Source organism: Streptomyces sp. NPDC005303, from assembly GCF_040607335.1.
GTDB lineage: Bacteria > Actinomycetota > Actinomycetes > Streptomycetales > Streptomycetaceae > Streptomyces.
Window position 1 is genome coordinate 106644 of the sequence record NZ_JBEXGM010000013.1, and the last position, 14258, is coordinate 120901.

The 14258-nt window shown below is 71.2% G+C and carries 12 protein-coding genes; 10 read left to right on the forward strand and 2 right to left on the reverse strand.

All coding sequences use genetic code 11. From position 1 onward, the window contains the following. Nucleotides 1-99 precede the first annotated feature (99 nt). On the reverse strand, nucleotides 100-543 hold the full coding sequence (locus tag ABZT93_RS20265; RefSeq protein WP_356106209.1) for an SRPBCC family protein: 444 nt from the start codon (nucleotides 541-543) through the stop codon (nucleotides 100-102). Between the two features lie 134 nt (nucleotides 544-677). Between ABZT93_RS20265 and ABZT93_RS20270 the strand changes: the two genes are divergently transcribed. The 4 genes from ABZT93_RS20270 to ABZT93_RS20285 all read left to right on the forward strand — a co-directional run bounded on the left by ABZT93_RS20270 (nucleotide 678) and on the right by ABZT93_RS20285 (nucleotide 4465). Further along, nucleotides 678-1715 (forward strand): Rv2578c family radical SAM protein, encoded by a 1038-nt coding sequence (locus tag ABZT93_RS20270; protein WP_356106211.1) that lies wholly within the window; start codon nucleotides 678-680, stop codon nucleotides 1713-1715. A 135-nt stretch (nucleotides 1716-1850) separates the two neighbouring features. Next, complete coding sequence (locus ABZT93_RS20275; protein WP_356106213.1) at nucleotides 1851-3437, forward strand: alpha/beta hydrolase; 1587 nt, start codon at nucleotides 1851-1853, stop codon at nucleotides 3435-3437. Between the two features lie 57 nt (nucleotides 3438-3494). Further along, nucleotides 3495-3893, forward strand: a complete 399-nt coding sequence (locus ABZT93_RS20280) for a RidA family protein (protein WP_356106215.1) — start codon at nucleotides 3495-3497, stop codon at nucleotides 3891-3893. Between the two features lie 41 nt (nucleotides 3894-3934). Beyond that, complete coding sequence (locus ABZT93_RS20285) at nucleotides 3935-4465, forward strand: GNAT family N-acetyltransferase (protein ID WP_356106217.1); 531 nt, start codon at nucleotides 3935-3937, stop codon at nucleotides 4463-4465. Between the two features lie 4 nt (nucleotides 4466-4469). On the opposite strand, the gene ABZT93_RS20290 is transcribed toward ABZT93_RS20285, so the two are convergent. Continuing rightward, nucleotides 4470-5045 (reverse strand): adenylosuccinate lyase, encoded by a 576-nt coding sequence (locus ABZT93_RS20290; protein WP_356106218.1) that lies wholly within the window; start codon nucleotides 5043-5045, stop codon nucleotides 4470-4472. 376 nt (nucleotides 5046-5421) lie between these two features. Between ABZT93_RS20290 and ABZT93_RS20295 the strand changes: the two genes are divergently transcribed. The 6 genes from ABZT93_RS20295 (at nucleotide 5422) to ABZT93_RS20320 (ending at nucleotide 14251) form a co-directional block, all read left to right on the forward strand. Next, nucleotides 5422-7227 carry a 3-hydroxybutyryl-CoA dehydrogenase gene (locus tag ABZT93_RS20295; RefSeq protein WP_356106220.1) on the forward strand — a complete coding sequence of 602 codons (1806 nt, stop codon included), beginning with the start codon at nucleotides 5422-5424 and terminating at the stop codon, nucleotides 7225-7227. 142 nt (nucleotides 7228-7369) lie between these two features. Next, nucleotides 7370-8203 (forward strand): TetR family transcriptional regulator, encoded by an 834-nt coding sequence (locus tag ABZT93_RS20300; RefSeq protein ID WP_356106222.1) that lies wholly within the window; start codon nucleotides 7370-7372, stop codon nucleotides 8201-8203. A gap of 313 nt (nucleotides 8204-8516) precedes the next feature. Then, nucleotides 8517-9794, forward strand: a complete 1278-nt coding sequence (locus ABZT93_RS20305) for a nucleotide sugar dehydrogenase (protein ID WP_356106224.1) — start codon at nucleotides 8517-8519, stop codon at nucleotides 9792-9794. Then, nucleotides 9791-11284 carry a glycosyltransferase gene (locus ABZT93_RS20310; protein WP_356106226.1) on the forward strand — a complete coding sequence of 498 codons (1494 nt, stop codon included), beginning with the start codon at nucleotides 9791-9793 and terminating at the stop codon, nucleotides 11282-11284. Before ABZT93_RS20305 ends, ABZT93_RS20310 begins: the two co-directional genes overlap by 4 nt. A 100-nt stretch (nucleotides 11285-11384) precedes the next feature. Beyond that, entirely contained in the window at nucleotides 11385-13454 is a 2070-nt protein-coding gene (locus ABZT93_RS20315; protein WP_356106228.1) for a polysaccharide deacetylase family protein, read from the forward strand. Further along, a complete protein-coding gene (locus ABZT93_RS20320; protein WP_356106230.1) occupies nucleotides 13451-14251 on the forward strand; it encodes a hypothetical protein in 801 nt (266 codons plus the stop codon). The genes ABZT93_RS20315 and ABZT93_RS20320 overlap by 4 nt, the downstream gene beginning before the upstream one ends. The last annotated feature ends 7 nt before the right edge of the window (nucleotides 14252-14258 follow it).

The window sequence follows — 14258 nt, forward strand, 5'->3', positions numbered from 1 at the left end:
AACTACGAGCAAGCGTGACGAGTTACGGCACGCCGGGGGGCCGTACGGAGATCCACTCGATCCGGTGACCGAGATCAACCTCCGCCCGGCGCGGGGGACTTACTTCTCGACCTCGGTGGCGAGCCGGTCGAGGAGGGAGTCGTAGATCCGGCCGAGCCCCTTGGGGGCGAAGGTCTTCTCGAAGAAGCCGCCGATGCCGCCGGCGCCCTGCCAGGTGGTGGTCACGACGACGCGTGACTTGCCCTCACCGGCCGGGGTGACCCGCCAGGTGGTGACCATGGAGGAGTTGCGGTCCTTCTCGACGAGCTCGCCGTCGGTGGGCTCGGTGACCTCCAGGAGGCAGTCGCGCACGCGCTTGCTGGTGGCCTGGAGCTTCCAGTGGACGAGGGTGCCCTCGCCGTCGCCGCCCTCGCACACCTCGTACTCGCTGAACTGCTCGGGCAGCACCTTCGACCGCGTGCCGGTGTAGTCGGCGACGGCGTCGAACACCTTCTCCGCGTCCGCCGCGACGATCCGCTCCGTAGTGGCCTCGACCTGCGCCATCGACTTCCTCCAGGACTTCAAGTTCTCGGGCTTGGAGCAAGCCAACCACCCCCGCCCACGGCCGCCCAAATCGGGGTTGCCAAGGAATTCGAACAAGTGTTTCACTCGGAGGGCAGTGCTACCGAGGAGGCCTCATGCGCTGGGAGAACCTCACCGAGTCCGCCGAACACGGACGGGCCGACGCCGCCCTCTTCGGCGCCGACGCGGTGGTCAGCCGTACTTTCGACACACCCGAGTTCGCCGGGATCACGTTCCACGAGATCCGGGCCCGTTCGATCATCAACCGGGTGCCGGGAGCCTCCCGCATGCCCTTCGAGTGGACGGTGAACCCCTACCGCGGCTGCTCCCATGCCTGCGTGTACTGCTTCGCCCGCAAGACCCACAGCTATCTCGACCTGGACACCGGTCTCGGCTTCGACTCGCAGATCGTGGTCAAGGTGAACGCCCCCGAGCTGCTGCGCCGCCAGCTGGGCTCGCGCCGCTGGACCGGCGACCACATAGCGATGGGCACCAACGTCGACTGCTACCAGCGCGCGGAGGGCCGCTACCGGCTGATGCCGGGCATCCTCGCCGCCCTGCGCGACCACGCGAACCCCTTCTCGATCCTGACCAAGGGCACGCTGATCCTGCGCGACCTCGACCTGCTGCGGCAGGCCGCCGCGGTGACGGACATCGGCATCTCGGTCTCGGTCGGCTTCACCGACCCGGACCTGTGGCGCACGGTGGAGCCGGGCACGCCCGCTCCGGAGCGGCGCCTGGACGTCGTACGGACGCTGGGCGAGCACGGCATCGGGTGCGGGGTGCTGATGGCGCCGGTGATCCCGTTCCTGAGCGACCGGCCCGTGCAGCTGCGGGCCACCGTGCGCGCGATCGCCGCCGCGGGGGCCACCTCGGTCACCCCGCTGGTGCTGCATCTGCGGCCCGGGGCACGGGAGTGGTTCATGGCCTGGCTGAACCGGGAGCACCCGTATCTGGTACGCCGTTACGAGCGGCTCTACGCGGACGGCGCCTACGCTCCCAAGTGGTACCAGCGCCGGATCACCCGTCAGGTACATGAGCTGGCCCAGGAGTACGGCATCGGGCCCGCGGGCGCGGGGATGCCCCGGCAAATCCGGGAGCCGGAGCCCGAGGTCGAGCCACTGTCCGAACCGACCCAACTCACGCTGATCTGAGAGCGTTCGAGCGCATCGGACTGCCCAATCGGGTCAACTATCATCAGAACACGTTCTTCCGGGCGTACTTTCCGGGACGATGCGGCAGGGACCGTGACCCTCGCGGTCCGGAACCCTCCGTCCTGGGAGGACCCCATGAGAAAACGCGCAGCCGTGCTGTGCGGTGCCGCGGTCGTCGTGGCGGGCACCTTCACCGCCGTACCCGCCGACGCCAGCGCCCCGCAGCCCACCCACGTCACGCAGACCGCTCCAGCCGCGAAACCCACCTGGAAGAAGTGCGGCACCGCCGACTACCCCACGCTTCAGTGCGCGTCCCTCAAGGTGCCGCTCGACCACGCGAAGCCGCGCGGGAAGCAGATCACCCTTGCGCTCTCCCGTGTCCCGCACACCGCGAAGAAGTACCAAGGCCCGCTGCTGGTCAACCCCGGCGGTCCCGGTGGCAGCGGTCTGACCCTCGCCGGGTTCATCGCCTCCAGCCTGCCCAAGGCGGTCGCGGCGCAGTACGACGTCATCGGCTTCGACCCGCGCGGCGTGGGCGCGAGCAAACCCGCCCTGAACTGCAGGCCGGGCCACTTCAAGCCGGTGCGCCCCGACTCCGTGCCGAGCACACCCGCGATCGAGAAGGCCAACCTGGAGCGCGCCAAGTCCTTCGCCGCCGCCTGTGGTCGCAAGTACGCGGACGTCCTGCCGTACATCAACACGGTCAACGCCGTGAAGGACATGGACTCGATCCGTCAGGCCCTGGGCGCCAGGAGGATCAACTACTTCGGCTACTCGTACGGCACCTACCTGGGCGCGGTCTACGCGAAGCTCTTCCCGCACCGGGTGCGCCGCCTGGTCCTGGACTCGATCGTGGACCCGACCGGCGTCTGGTACGACGACAACCTCGCTCAGGACTACGCCTTCAACGACCGGCACCGCGCGCTGATGGCCTGGATCGCCACGTACGACTCGACCTACAGGCTCGGCACCGACCCGGAGAAGATCGAGGCCAAGTGGTACGCGATGCGCGCGGCCCTCGCCGAGAAGCCCGCGGACGGCAAGGTCGGCGCCTCCGAGCTGGAGGACGCGTACATCCCGGGCGGCTACTACAACGGCTACTGGCCCTACCTGGCCGAGGCGTTCGCGGCGTACGTGAACGACAAGAACGCCGACCCGCTGGTCGAGGTGTACGAGAACTTCGGCGCCGTGGACGCGTCCGGGGACAACGGCTACAGCGTCTACACCTCGGTCCAGTGCCGTGACGCCTCCTGGCCACGCGACTGGCGACAGTGGCGCAAGGACAACTGGGACGTGTACGAGAAGGCTCCGTTCATGACCTGGAACAACGCCTGGTACAACGCACCGTGCGCGTTCTGGCCCACGAGGTCGCTGAGCCCGGTGAACGTCGCCAACGGCAAGCTGCCGCCGACACTGCTCTTCCAGGCGACGAACGACGCGGCCACCCCGTACGAGGGCGGTGTCACGGTCCACCGGTTGCTGGCCGACTCCAGTCTCGTCGTCGAGCAGGGCGGCGGGAACCACGGCATCACGCTGAGCGGGAACACGTGCCTGGACAAGTACCTGACCGCGTATCTGACCGACGGCAAGGTGCCACGGGGCGGCGGCGAGGCCGACGCGGTGTGCCAGGCGCTGCCCGATCCGAAGCCTCTGACCTCCAAGGCGGCCTCGACGTCCTCGCGCGGCGCGACGCTGCACGGGCTGCTCGGCTTCCGCGGCTGAGCGTCTGACGCTCCGCCGGGCGCGGGCGTTGTCAGTGCCGTGGTCCACCATGGACGCATGAGTGAGCTGACCAGGATTCCCGCCCCGGACGGGGTCGCCCCCGCGGCCCAGTACTCCCACGTGGTGCTGGGCCGCGGCCGTTTCGTGGCGGTCTCGGGCCAGGTCGCCGTCGACGAGGGCGGCAAGGTCGTCGGGGACGGGGACGCCGCCGCCCAGGCCCGCCAGGTCTTCGAGAACCTCCGCCGCTGTCTGGCCGCCGCGGGAGCGACCTTCGACGAGGTCGTCAAACTCACCTACTTCGTCACGGACATGGCCCACCTGCCGGCGATCCGCGCGGCCCGCGCCGAGCACATACCCGACGACCGGCTGCCGGCGGCCTCCGCGGTCCAGGTGGCGGCGCTGGTGCGGCCGGAGTTCCTGATGGAGATCGAGGCGTTCGCGGTGATCGCCGAATAATGCGGGGGCCGGAGCGGACGGAGGATGCCTAGGGTGCCGCCATGGACGATGATCGCCTTCGCATCCGCCCGATGGTGCTCGCCGACTGCGACCGTGTGGCGGAGATCCGTGTGCGCGGCTGGCAGAGCGCGTACCAGGGTCTGATCCCGCAGTCGTACCTCGACGCGATGAGCGTCGCGCGGGACGCCGAGCGCCACCGCGCCCGCTTCGGGCAGGGGGACGGCACAGTGGTGAACCTCGTGGCCGAGCGGGACGGCGAGGTCATGGGCTGGGCCTGTCACGGCCCGTACCGGGACGGCGAAGTCCGCACCGCCGACGCCGAGTTGTACGCCGTCTACGTCGACCCCCGGCGCTACGGCACCGGCATCGGACACGCCCTGCTGCGGGAGGCCCTGTGGAACCGCACGGCCTTGGGCCACGACCGCATGTACCTGTGGGTCCTCAAGGGCAACAGCCGTGCCCGCCGCTTCTACGAGCGGGCGGGCTTCGAGGCCGACGGCACCGAGGAGCCCTTCGAGGCGGACGGCATCCCGGTGCCGGAGGTGCGGTACGCGCGAACCCTCAACCCCTGACAGCTCACCGCTGCTTCGGAATCCGCGCGAGCGCGTGCACCGCCGCCTCCGCCAGCGACGGATGCGCGAGAGCCTCGTGCAGTACGGGTCTGGCGCGGGCGTCGGCCAGCGTGCCGAGGCCCTCCACGCAGGCGAGCGCCACGCGGCGGTAGGGGTCGTGCGGACGCAGTCGGCGTTCCAGCGTGGTGATGAGGGCGGGGACGGACTCGGGGGCGCGCAGTTCGGCCAGCAGCCGGACCGGGTGCAGGGCGTAGGCGACGCGCAGCTCGTTGGTGGCGAGGGTGGCGGCCGCGCGAGCCGTGCGCGGGTCGTCGAGCCGAGCGAGGGCGTACGCGGCGGCGGCGCAGCGCGGCGGATCGCGGTGGTTGAGCAGCAGGACGAGCGACTCGAAGGCCCGGCGGTCCCCGGCGAGGCCCAGCCGGAACGCGGCCAGCTCCCGGGCCCACAGCGGCTGTCCGGGTTCGGTGAGCACTCCGGCCAGCTCGTCCAGATCCTCCGTCGCCACCAGACGGTCGACGGCGGCCGGCGCTCCCGACTCCTGCCGTAAGCGCTCCGTGAGCGATCGCAACTCTTCGTCCATGAACCCGAGGTTAGGCGGCTGGTCCGGGGTGCGGGACGTACATCACAAATCCGGGGGCTGGCGCGCTCGTTACCCACCGGTTAAGCTCAGACGAGCGAGTTACCCACTCGTGGAACTCCTCGCGGTGGCCTGGTGACGCAGCCGCCGTGAGAGCAGTCGGTTCGGTACCTCAGGTACCACCTGTACGACCCGGCCTGGGACAGGGCCGGTCGGCTCCACCGTTCTCCGGGCCTGTGCAAGGTCCGCGACGACGGCCCGGGCGTGTGCGCTCGCAGCCCGGCAACACCCGCATTCAGCAGTTCCTCACGCACCCGGTGCGCCCCTCGGCGTACCGGGTCGCGCTCCCAGTCGTCACCCTCATTCCTGGAGTTCCGCGATGGCCACTCCCCTGTCCGACCCTTCTCTGTCCCCGCTCAGGACGATCGCCGTCGTCGGCCTCGGCACCATGGGCACCGGTATCGCCGAGGTCCTCGCCAGGGCCGGCCGCGAGGTCGTCGGCATCGACATCAGCGAGGCGCAGGCCGCCAAGGCCCTCGCCGCCCTGGAGAACGCGACCGCCCGTGGCGTGGAGCGCGGCCGGCTCACCGAGCAGGAGCGCGCGGACCTCCTCGCCCGCGTCCGCACCTCCACCGACCTGCGCGCGGCGGCCGACGCCGACCTCGTCATCGAGGTGGCTCCGGAGTCGTACGAGATCAAGCACCAGATCTTCCGCGAACTCGACGGGATCGTGCGGCCCGAGACGATCCTCGCGACCGGCACCAACGCCCTGTCGGTGACCCGGCTGGCCGCCGACTCGGCCCGCCCGGAGCGGGTGCTGGGCCTGCACTTCTTCAACCCGGCGCCCGCGATGAAGCTGGTCGAGGTCGTCTCCTCGGTGCTCACCGCGCCGACGGCCGTCACCGCGGTCACCAACCTCGCCCTCGACCTCGGCAAGGAGCCCGTCGCGGTCGGCGACCGGCCCGGTTTCGTCGCCGACGGGCTGCTGTTCGGCTACCTCAACCAGGCGGCCGCGATGTACGAGGCGAAGTACGCCTCCCGTGAGGACATCGACGCGGCGATGCGGCTCGGCTGCGGCCTGCCCATGGGCCCGCTCGCCCTGCTCGACCTGATCGGCGTCGACACCGCGCGCACGGTCCTGGAGGCCATGTACGCCGAGTCCCGCGACCGGCTGCACGCCCCCGCGCCGATCCTCAAGCAGCTCAGCGAGGCGGGCCTGACCGGCCGTAAGTCGGGACGCGGCTTCTACACCTACGCGGCGCCGGGCAGCGCGACGGTCGTGCCGGACACGCTGACGCCCTCGGAGAACTCCGCGCAGGCCGGGGGCCGCGAGGTCCGTTCCGTCGGGGTCGCGGGCTCCGGGACCATGGCGTCCGGTATTGCGGAGGTCTTCGCCAAGGCCGGGTACGAGGTCGTGCTCGCCGCCCGCAGCGAGGAGAAGGCGCAGACGGCGAAGTCCCGTATCGGCAAGTCTCTTTCGCGCTCTGTCGACAAGGGCCGCATGACCGCCGAGGCGGCCGCGCAGACCCTGGACCGGATCACCGCGGCGGGTTCGTACGAGGCGTTCGCGGACGTCGACCTGGCCGTCGAGGCCGTCGCCGAGGACCTGGAGATCAAGCAGCAGCTGTTCCAGGCCCTGGACAAGGTCTGCAAGCCCGGCGCGGTCCTGGCCACCACGACCTCCTCGCTGCCCGTCGTCGCCTGCGCCCGTGCCACCTCGCGTCCGCAGGACGTGATCGGGATGCACTTCTTCAACCCGGCGCCGGCGATGAAGCTGGTCGAGGTCGTCCGCACGGTCCTGACGGCCGAGGACGTCCACGCCACGGTCCGCGAGGTGTGCGTCAGGATCAGGAAGCACGCGGTCGACTGCGGGGACCGGGCGGGCTTCATCGTGAACGCCCTGCTCTTCCCGTACCTCAACAACGCGATCAAGATGGTGCAGGAGCACTACGCGTCCCTCGACGACATCGACGCGGCGATGAAGCTGGGCGGCGGCTACCCGATGGGCCCCTTCGAGCTGCTGGACGTCGTCGGCCTGGACGTCTCTCTCGCGATCGAGAAGGTCCTGCACCGGGAGTTCCGTGACCCGGGCCTGGCTCCGGCCCCGCTCCTGGAGCACCTGGTGGCCGCGGGCTGCCTCGGCCGCAAGACCGGCCGTGGCTTCCGCGAGTATGCCCGCCGCTGAGCGCGGCGGCGACTGGTTCACAGACGGCGAGGACTGGGGCGGACTGCTCGATCCGGGCAGTCCTCTCCCGCCCGCGGGGACCGGCGGCGCCCGACCGGTCCCGGGCGGGACAAACCCCGGACACGCGCACCAACCTGCGCACATGCAGTACGTTCGGGTCATGCCCCAGCCCGCCAAGTCGTCCCGTACACCAGCCTCGTCCGACGTGCCGGAGAGTGCCGCGGTCAGTCGCGCCGCGGCCCAGCGGCTCAAGATGCGCCGAGAACTGGCCGCCGCCGCGATGGAGCTGTTCTCCACCAAGGGGTACGAGGCGACGACCGTCGACGAGATCGCGGCCGCGGCCGGCGTCGCCCGCCGCACCTTCTTCCGCCACTTCCGCTCCAAGGAAGAGGCGATCTTCCCCGACCACGACGACACACTGGTCCGGGCGGAGGCCGTGCTGAACGCGGCCCCCGCGCACGAGCACCCGCTCGACACGGTGTGCCGCGGCATCAAGGAAGTCATGAAGATGTACGCGGCCCGGCCGGAGATCTCGGTCGCCCGCTACAAGCTGACACGCGAGGTGCCGACGTTGCGGGAGGCGGAGATCGCCTCGGTGGCTCGCTATGAGCGGCTGTTCACGCGGTATCTGCTCGGGCACTTCGACGAGCACGCGCACGCCGACGACGCGAACGACGATCCGCTCCTGGCGGAGGTCGCAGCGTCGGCCGTGGTCACCGCGCACAACCATGTGCTGCGGCGGTGGCTCCGGGCCGGCGGGCAGGGGGACGTGGAGGCGCAGCTGGACCACGCCTTCGCGATCGTGCAGAAGACCTTCGGCACCGGGATCGGGGCGGGCCGCGGCACGACCGCCCAGCCGCCGACCGCCGCGACGGTCTCCACCCAGGGCGAGGTCCTGGTCGCGCTCGCCCGCACCGACGCCCCGCTGGACGAGGTCATGCGCACCATCGAGCAGGCACTCAAGGAGCATTCCTGACGTACATGTCAAGGGCCGGTACCGGGAAAACCCCGGTACCGGCCCTTTTTCGCGTTCGAAGAAATGTTTCTCTTCGAACTCTTCGCCAAGGATGATCCAGCTCCTCCGTGATCTTCACTGAAAATCCCTCTCGCGGTCCGACGGCATGGCAGGCTGTCGGACCGTCGGAATAAAAATCCGCAGGCCTGGGGAGGCCGGCGGTCTCGGCGCGCACACCGGAAAAATGCCTCGGGGGAACAGGGGAATGAGGCTCGGCGCGCGCCCTCTCAATCCTTTTTGCCGCCTGCTCGCGGCATTTTTCAGGGGGATCACTTTGTCTTTTTCCACTCCGCCCGTCGTCGGCATCATCGGACTCGGCTATGTCGGGCTGCCGACGGCTCTCGCTCTGCTGGAGTCGGGGCTCACGGTCATAGGCCTCGACGTGGACGCCGCCTGGCTGGACGCCATCCGCGAACGCCGCGTCGATCTGGTCCCGGACGACCACCGCCGGCTGCGCGTCCACACCGGTGACGGCCAGGGCGCCGACCGGTTCGTCCTGACCACCGACCCCACGGCCCTGCGTGCCGCCGAGGCGATCCTGATCTGCGTCCCGACTCCCGTCGACGACCATCTCGTACCCGACCTGCGGGCTTTGTCGGGTGCCTGTGCCACCGCCGCGGCCCAGGCCGTCCCCGGGCAGACCATCGTGCTGACCTCGACCAGCTACGTCGGCACCACCCGGGACCTGCTGCTGGGCCCGCTGGCGGAGCGCGGACTGCGGGTGCCCGAGGACCTGAGCGTGGCCTACGCCCCGGAGCGCATCGACCCGGGCAGCACCGAACACACCCAGAGCACGACCCCGCGGGTGGTCGGAGGAGTGAGTCCCGAGTGCACCCGGCGCGCCGCCGACGTACTGCGGCGTACCGGCGCGGAGGTGCACGAGGTGCTCTCGCCCGAGGCCGCCGAGATGACCAAGCTGCTGGAGAACACCTTCCGCGCGGTCAACATCGCCCTGGCCAACGAGTTCGCCACCATCTGCGGGGAGTTGGGCCTGGAGGCCCTGGAGGTCATCCAGGCGGCGGCCACCAAGCCGTACGGGTTCATGCCGTTCTTCCCCGGTCCCGGGGTGGGCGGGCACTGCATCCCCTGCGACCCGCACTACCTGCTGTGGCAGCTGCGCGAGAAGCGGGTCGCCTCGCCGCTGATCGACACGGCGATGACCGCGATCGCCACCCGGCCGCACGCGGTGCTGCAGCGCGCCCGGGACGTCCTCGCCGACCGGGGGGTGCCGCTGCGCGCGGCCAGTGTGCTGGTGGTCGGGGTGACGTACAAACCAGGGGTGGCCGACCTCCGGGAGTCACCGTCCCTGGAGATCATGGCCGCCCTCGGCGAGGCCGGCGCCGACGTGGCGTACACCGATCCGCTCATCCCGTCGGTGTCGGTGGGCGGGCGCCGGCTGCGGTCCGAGCCCGAGCCCGGCGAGCGGGACTGGGACCTGGTGCTGGTCCACGGCGTGCACCCGCGGCAGGACCTGTCGTGGATCGGGGACGACATGCCGGTACTGGACACCACCTACCGGCTGCAGGACTTCAAGCACCGGGCGGTGGTATGAGCGTCCAGGCCGAGCGGCCCGCCGCACCCGGCGGGCCCGAGCCCTCCCCGTTCGTGCCCGGGCAGCGCGAGCCGCGTCCCGGCCGGGCCCGCCTCACGGCGCTGACCGACCGCATGGACCCGGGCGTACGGCACGCCGGGCGCCGCCTGCTCGTGGTGATCGTGCTGCTCCCGCTGCTGCTGATCCTGGCCCACGAGGCACCCCGGCTGGTCCAGGCACCCCTGGTGCTCGGATACGGCTTCCTGGTCCTGACGGTGACCATCTCCATGCTGTTCATCGCCTACAGCCACTACGACGACCCGTCCCGGCGGACGCTGCGCAGGCGCCCGCGTCACCTGGACCGCTTCCCCGAACTGCCCGCGCGACCACGAGTGAGTTTCCTGGTGGCCGTCAAGGACGAGGAGGACGGCATCGAGGCATGTGTGCGGTCGATGGCCGGGAGCGACTACCCGAACCTGCAGATCGTGGTGGTCGACGACGCCTCCACCGACGGCACCCGCGCGGTGCTGCGCCGCCTGGCGCGCGAACTGCCGCTGCGGGTGCTCTACCTGGACCGCAACGTCGGCAAGAAGCACGCCCTGGTCCGGGCCGCCGAGCTCGCGGACGGGGACGTGCTCGCCTTCACCGACTCGGACTGCGTGCTCGCCCCCGACGCGCTCGGGCGGTGCCTGACCGCGCTGGTGCGGCACCGGGAGCTGGGCGCCGTCAGCGGCCACGCCCGGGCGCTGAACGCCGACGAGAGCGTGCTGTCCAGGGCTCAGGACGTCTGGTACGAGGGCCAGTTCCGGGTCGCCAAGGCCGCGGAGGCGACCTTCGGGTCCGTCTCGTGCGTGTCCGGGCCGCTCGCCGTGTTCCGCCGGGACGCGATCGTCAACTACCTCCCCGCGTGGGCCGGTGACCGTTTCCTCGGCGGTGAATTCCGGTTCGCCACCGACCGGCAGCTCACCGGATACGTCCTGGGCCAGAAATGGAAGGGGCGGAAACTCAAGGCGCAGTACGCCGATTCCCCTTTCGTCACCGAGCGGAATCACCCGGAACTGCCGTGGCGTATCGGCTATGTGCAGTCCGCGAAGGTCTGGACGACGGTTCCGGCCAGATTCAGGCCCTTCATGCGGCAGCAGGTGCGCTGGAAGAAGAGCTTCATCCGCAATCTGTTCTTCACGGGCACCTTCATGTGGCGGCGCGGGCTCGGTCCGGCGGTGCTCTTCTACGGGCACGTCCTGTGGGTCCTGTGTGCGCCGCTGATGGCCGTACGCCATCTGGTCTGGGCCCCCTTCCACGGGCTGTGGTTCCTGACCGGGCTGTATCTGGGGGGCGTCCTGCTCAAGGGCGTCGTGTGGGGCCTGGCCTTCAAGGCGGACAACCCGCGCTCCACTCGGTGGCGGTACCGGCCGCTGATGAGCCTGCTGTCGTCGCTGGTGCTGTCCTGGCTGCTGCCGTACTCGCTGCTGACCATCCGGCGCGGCGTCTGGTCGAGGAGGCTGTCATGAAGGCCCTACGAACCGTCGGACGGGGTCTGGCGGCGCTGCTGGCGGCGGCCGTCGTCATCGCCCTGTATCTGCTGGTGCTGACCCGGGGGAGCTGGCAGCCGTGGACCGTCCTGTGACCGGGAGGCGGTCCCGCCTCCCCACCCGCCTCGGCCGCGGCACATTGCGCGGCGCCCTGGCCACCCTGACCGCCCTGGTGCTCGCCGTGCCCTTCGTGGTCGCCTGGCGCGTCTACGTCGACCAACGCAACGTCACCCGCCAGGTGAGCGTGCCGGCCGCTCGCGTCGACGCGGCGACCACGGCCCGCTGGAAGGCCGTCGGGGCCGGTCTTCCGGAGCGCTCGGCGCCGGTGATCCTCACGTACCACGACCTCAAGCCGCACAGCGGCAGCCGCTACATCGTGGACCCCGCCGTCTTCGAGCGACAGCTCAGTGCCCTGCAGACGGCGGGGTACCACACCCTGACCACCGACGAGTTCGTCGCCTACCTGCTCGGCGGGCCGGTGCCGCCGCGCTCGGTGATGCTGACCTTCGACGACGGCACGCACGGCCTGTGGACGTACGGGGACCGCGTTCTCGCGCGGCACCGCATGAACGCCGTCTCGTTCCTCATCACCGGCAGGGTCGGCCGGCACCGCCCCTACTACCTGTCCTGGCAGGAGATCGCCAGGATGGCCCGCTCGGGCCGCTGGGACTTCGAGGACCACACCCATGACCTGCACAGCCGCACCCGGATCGGCCCGCACGGCGAGCTGGGCTCACTGCTCGCCCACCGCAGGTACCTCGCCTCCACCGGCCGCCTGGAGAGCACGGACCACTACCGGCTCAGGGTCAGGGCGGACTTCACCAGCTCCCTGGCCGACTTCGAACAGCACGGCCTGCCCCGGCCCAGTCTGTTCGCCTATCCCTTCTCGGAATCGGCGGACCCGCAGCAGACGTCGTACGTGCGCGACCTGATCGAGCGGACCTTCGCCGCGGCCCTGACGGACAAGACGTTCAGCCCCGAGCCGGCGGCCCGCAGATCGGCGGTCCACCAGGAGTACCAGCGCCTGGAGGTCTTTGCGGACACCACTCCCGACGCCCTGCTCGCGCAGGTGGCGGCCCGTACGCCGGTGCCTCCGTCGGGCGACCCGCTGCGCTTCCCGGAGCGCTGGACGGGGATCAGCTGGAAGCCGCTCGGCGGCACCGGCGTCCTGACCGGCAAGGGCGTGAGCCCGGGCACCGGACGTTACGTGTACGGCGCCTACGCCCCGTACGGCGCCGCCGACTGGGACCACTACTCGGTCACCGCCGGCCTGAGCTCTCTGCCCGCGCGGGGCGGCAGCGCCACCGTGTTCGCGCGGGTCGGCGGGGACGCCACGGTCGGGGTCCGCGTCTCCCGCGGCACCGCCCAGGTGGTCGGTGGCCCGGCGCGGAGCCGTGTCCTGGCCGAGCACGCGCTGACTCCCGGGCCGTCCCACGAGGTCCGGCTGACGGTGGACGGTGCCCGGACCGAGGCGGTGGTGGACGGCCGCCACCGGTTCACCGTGCCGAACAGCAGCGGGGTGCGCGGCACCGGCGGGATCGCCCTGGCCCTCTCCCGCGGAGCCACCGATTCGTCCTGGCCCGCGTTCAGCCATGTGGAGACGGCCCCGCTGCCCGGGCCGCCCGCAGCCGGCCGGCCCTTCGACGGCCCGGCCGGCTGGACCGACGGGGACGGCCACCGGGCGCGCGCGGTGATCGGGGCCGGTGGCGTGCAGCCGATCGGCCCGGGCGGCTGGGCCTTCGCCGCCTATCGGTCCGGGAGCACCGCCCACTGGTCCGGCTACACGCTCGGCACCCGGCTGACGGGTCTGTCGGAGGAGGGGCTGCACAGCTCGGTCGTGGTGCGCCGCGGCGCCCCGGACCAGCTCACGGTCCGTCTCTCCCGCGGCTGGATCACAATCCTGTCCGGACCCGGCGCCCACCCTCGTGCCGTGCTCTCCCGCAAGCTGCCGGAAGCCGCGGAGCGGGACGTCCGGGTGAGGGTCGGGGCGCGACGCACCGAAGTCACCGTCGGCGCCGGGCTGGTGCACACGTCCGTGCCCGCAGCGGGCGGCACCGGTGGCATCGCGCTCGGCGTCTACCGGGGGTCGGCGGCCCAGCCGTGGCCCGGGTTCGTGGACTGCGCGGTCACCGGGGGACATACGGCATGATCCGGCGGCTCGTACGGCGTCGGCGGGCGGGGCTCCTCACCGGGGCCCTGCTCGCTGTGCTGCTGGCGTCGGCGTTCGCGGGCGGACTGACGCTGCACGCCGTCGGCCGGTCCGGCCCGGCCTCGGAGTTCCGGCCCGGGTTTCCCGAACGGGGCCTGGTCACCAACGAGTTCGCGTACTGGCACCCCGACGTCCCGGGCGCGCACCACTCCCCCGACTGGACCATGACCAGCGGCTCGCTGTTCGGGCTCGACGGTGCGGGCTGGTCGGGGCACCCCGACGGGGAGCGTCCCGACGCCGAGTCCGCCCGGGCGACGGACTCGGCGGTCTTCCGGCTGGCCTCGCGGCGCCGGGACTTCGGTGACACCCGCCTCTCCCTGCGGCTGCGTCTGACGGACCTGGTGACGACCCCGCGTACCCCGGCACAGCCGTACGACGGTGTCCATCTGTGGCTGCGGTTCCACAGCGAGCAGGAGTGCTACGCGGTCAGCGTGGTGCGGCGGGACGGGCAGGTCGTGGTGAAGCGCAAGACGCCCGGCGGCCCGGTCAACGGGGGCACGTATGTGACCCTCGCCACGGCGTCGACCGCGTTCCCGCCGGATGCCTGGACCGAGGCGGTGGCCACTGTCACCGACCTTCCGGACCGCCGGGTCCGCATCACCTTGGAGCTCGCGGGTCACCAGGTGCTGGACGTGACGGACGCCTCGCCGGGAGGTCTGTACGAGCCCGGTGGTGTCGGCATCCGGGGCGACAACACGGAGTTCATGTTCCGTGACTTCACGGCCCAGCCGGAATGACGCAAAC

Excerpts from the sequence above, each read along its gene's own strand:
- ABZT93_RS20265 (WP_356106209.1), bottom strand. The coding sequence starts at position 543 with ATGGCGCAGGTCGAGGCCACTACGGAGCGGATCGTCGCGGCGGACGCG.
- ABZT93_RS20270 (WP_356106211.1), top strand. The coding sequence starts at position 678 with ATGCGCTGGGAGAACCTCACCGAGTCCGCCGAACACGGACGGGCCGAC.
- ABZT93_RS20275 (WP_356106213.1), top strand. The coding sequence starts at position 1,851 with ATGAGAAAACGCGCAGCCGTGCTGTGCGGTGCCGCGGTCGTCGTGGCG.
- ABZT93_RS20280 (WP_356106215.1), top strand. The coding sequence starts at position 3,495 with ATGAGTGAGCTGACCAGGATTCCCGCCCCGGACGGGGTCGCCCCCGCG.
- ABZT93_RS20285 (WP_356106217.1), top strand. The coding sequence starts at position 3,935 with ATGGACGATGATCGCCTTCGCATCCGCCCGATGGTGCTCGCCGACTGC.
- ABZT93_RS20290 (WP_356106218.1), bottom strand. The coding sequence starts at position 5,045 with ATGGACGAAGAGTTGCGATCGCTCACGGAGCGCTTACGGCAGGAGTCG.
- ABZT93_RS20295 (WP_356106220.1), top strand. The coding sequence starts at position 5,422 with ATGGCCACTCCCCTGTCCGACCCTTCTCTGTCCCCGCTCAGGACGATC.
- ABZT93_RS20300 (WP_356106222.1), top strand. The coding sequence starts at position 7,370 with ATGCAGTACGTTCGGGTCATGCCCCAGCCCGCCAAGTCGTCCCGTACA.
- ABZT93_RS20310 (WP_356106226.1), top strand. The coding sequence starts at position 9,791 with ATGAGCGTCCAGGCCGAGCGGCCCGCCGCACCCGGCGGGCCCGAGCCC.
- ABZT93_RS20320 (WP_356106230.1), top strand. The coding sequence starts at position 13,451 with ATGATCCGGCGGCTCGTACGGCGTCGGCGGGCGGGGCTCCTCACCGGG.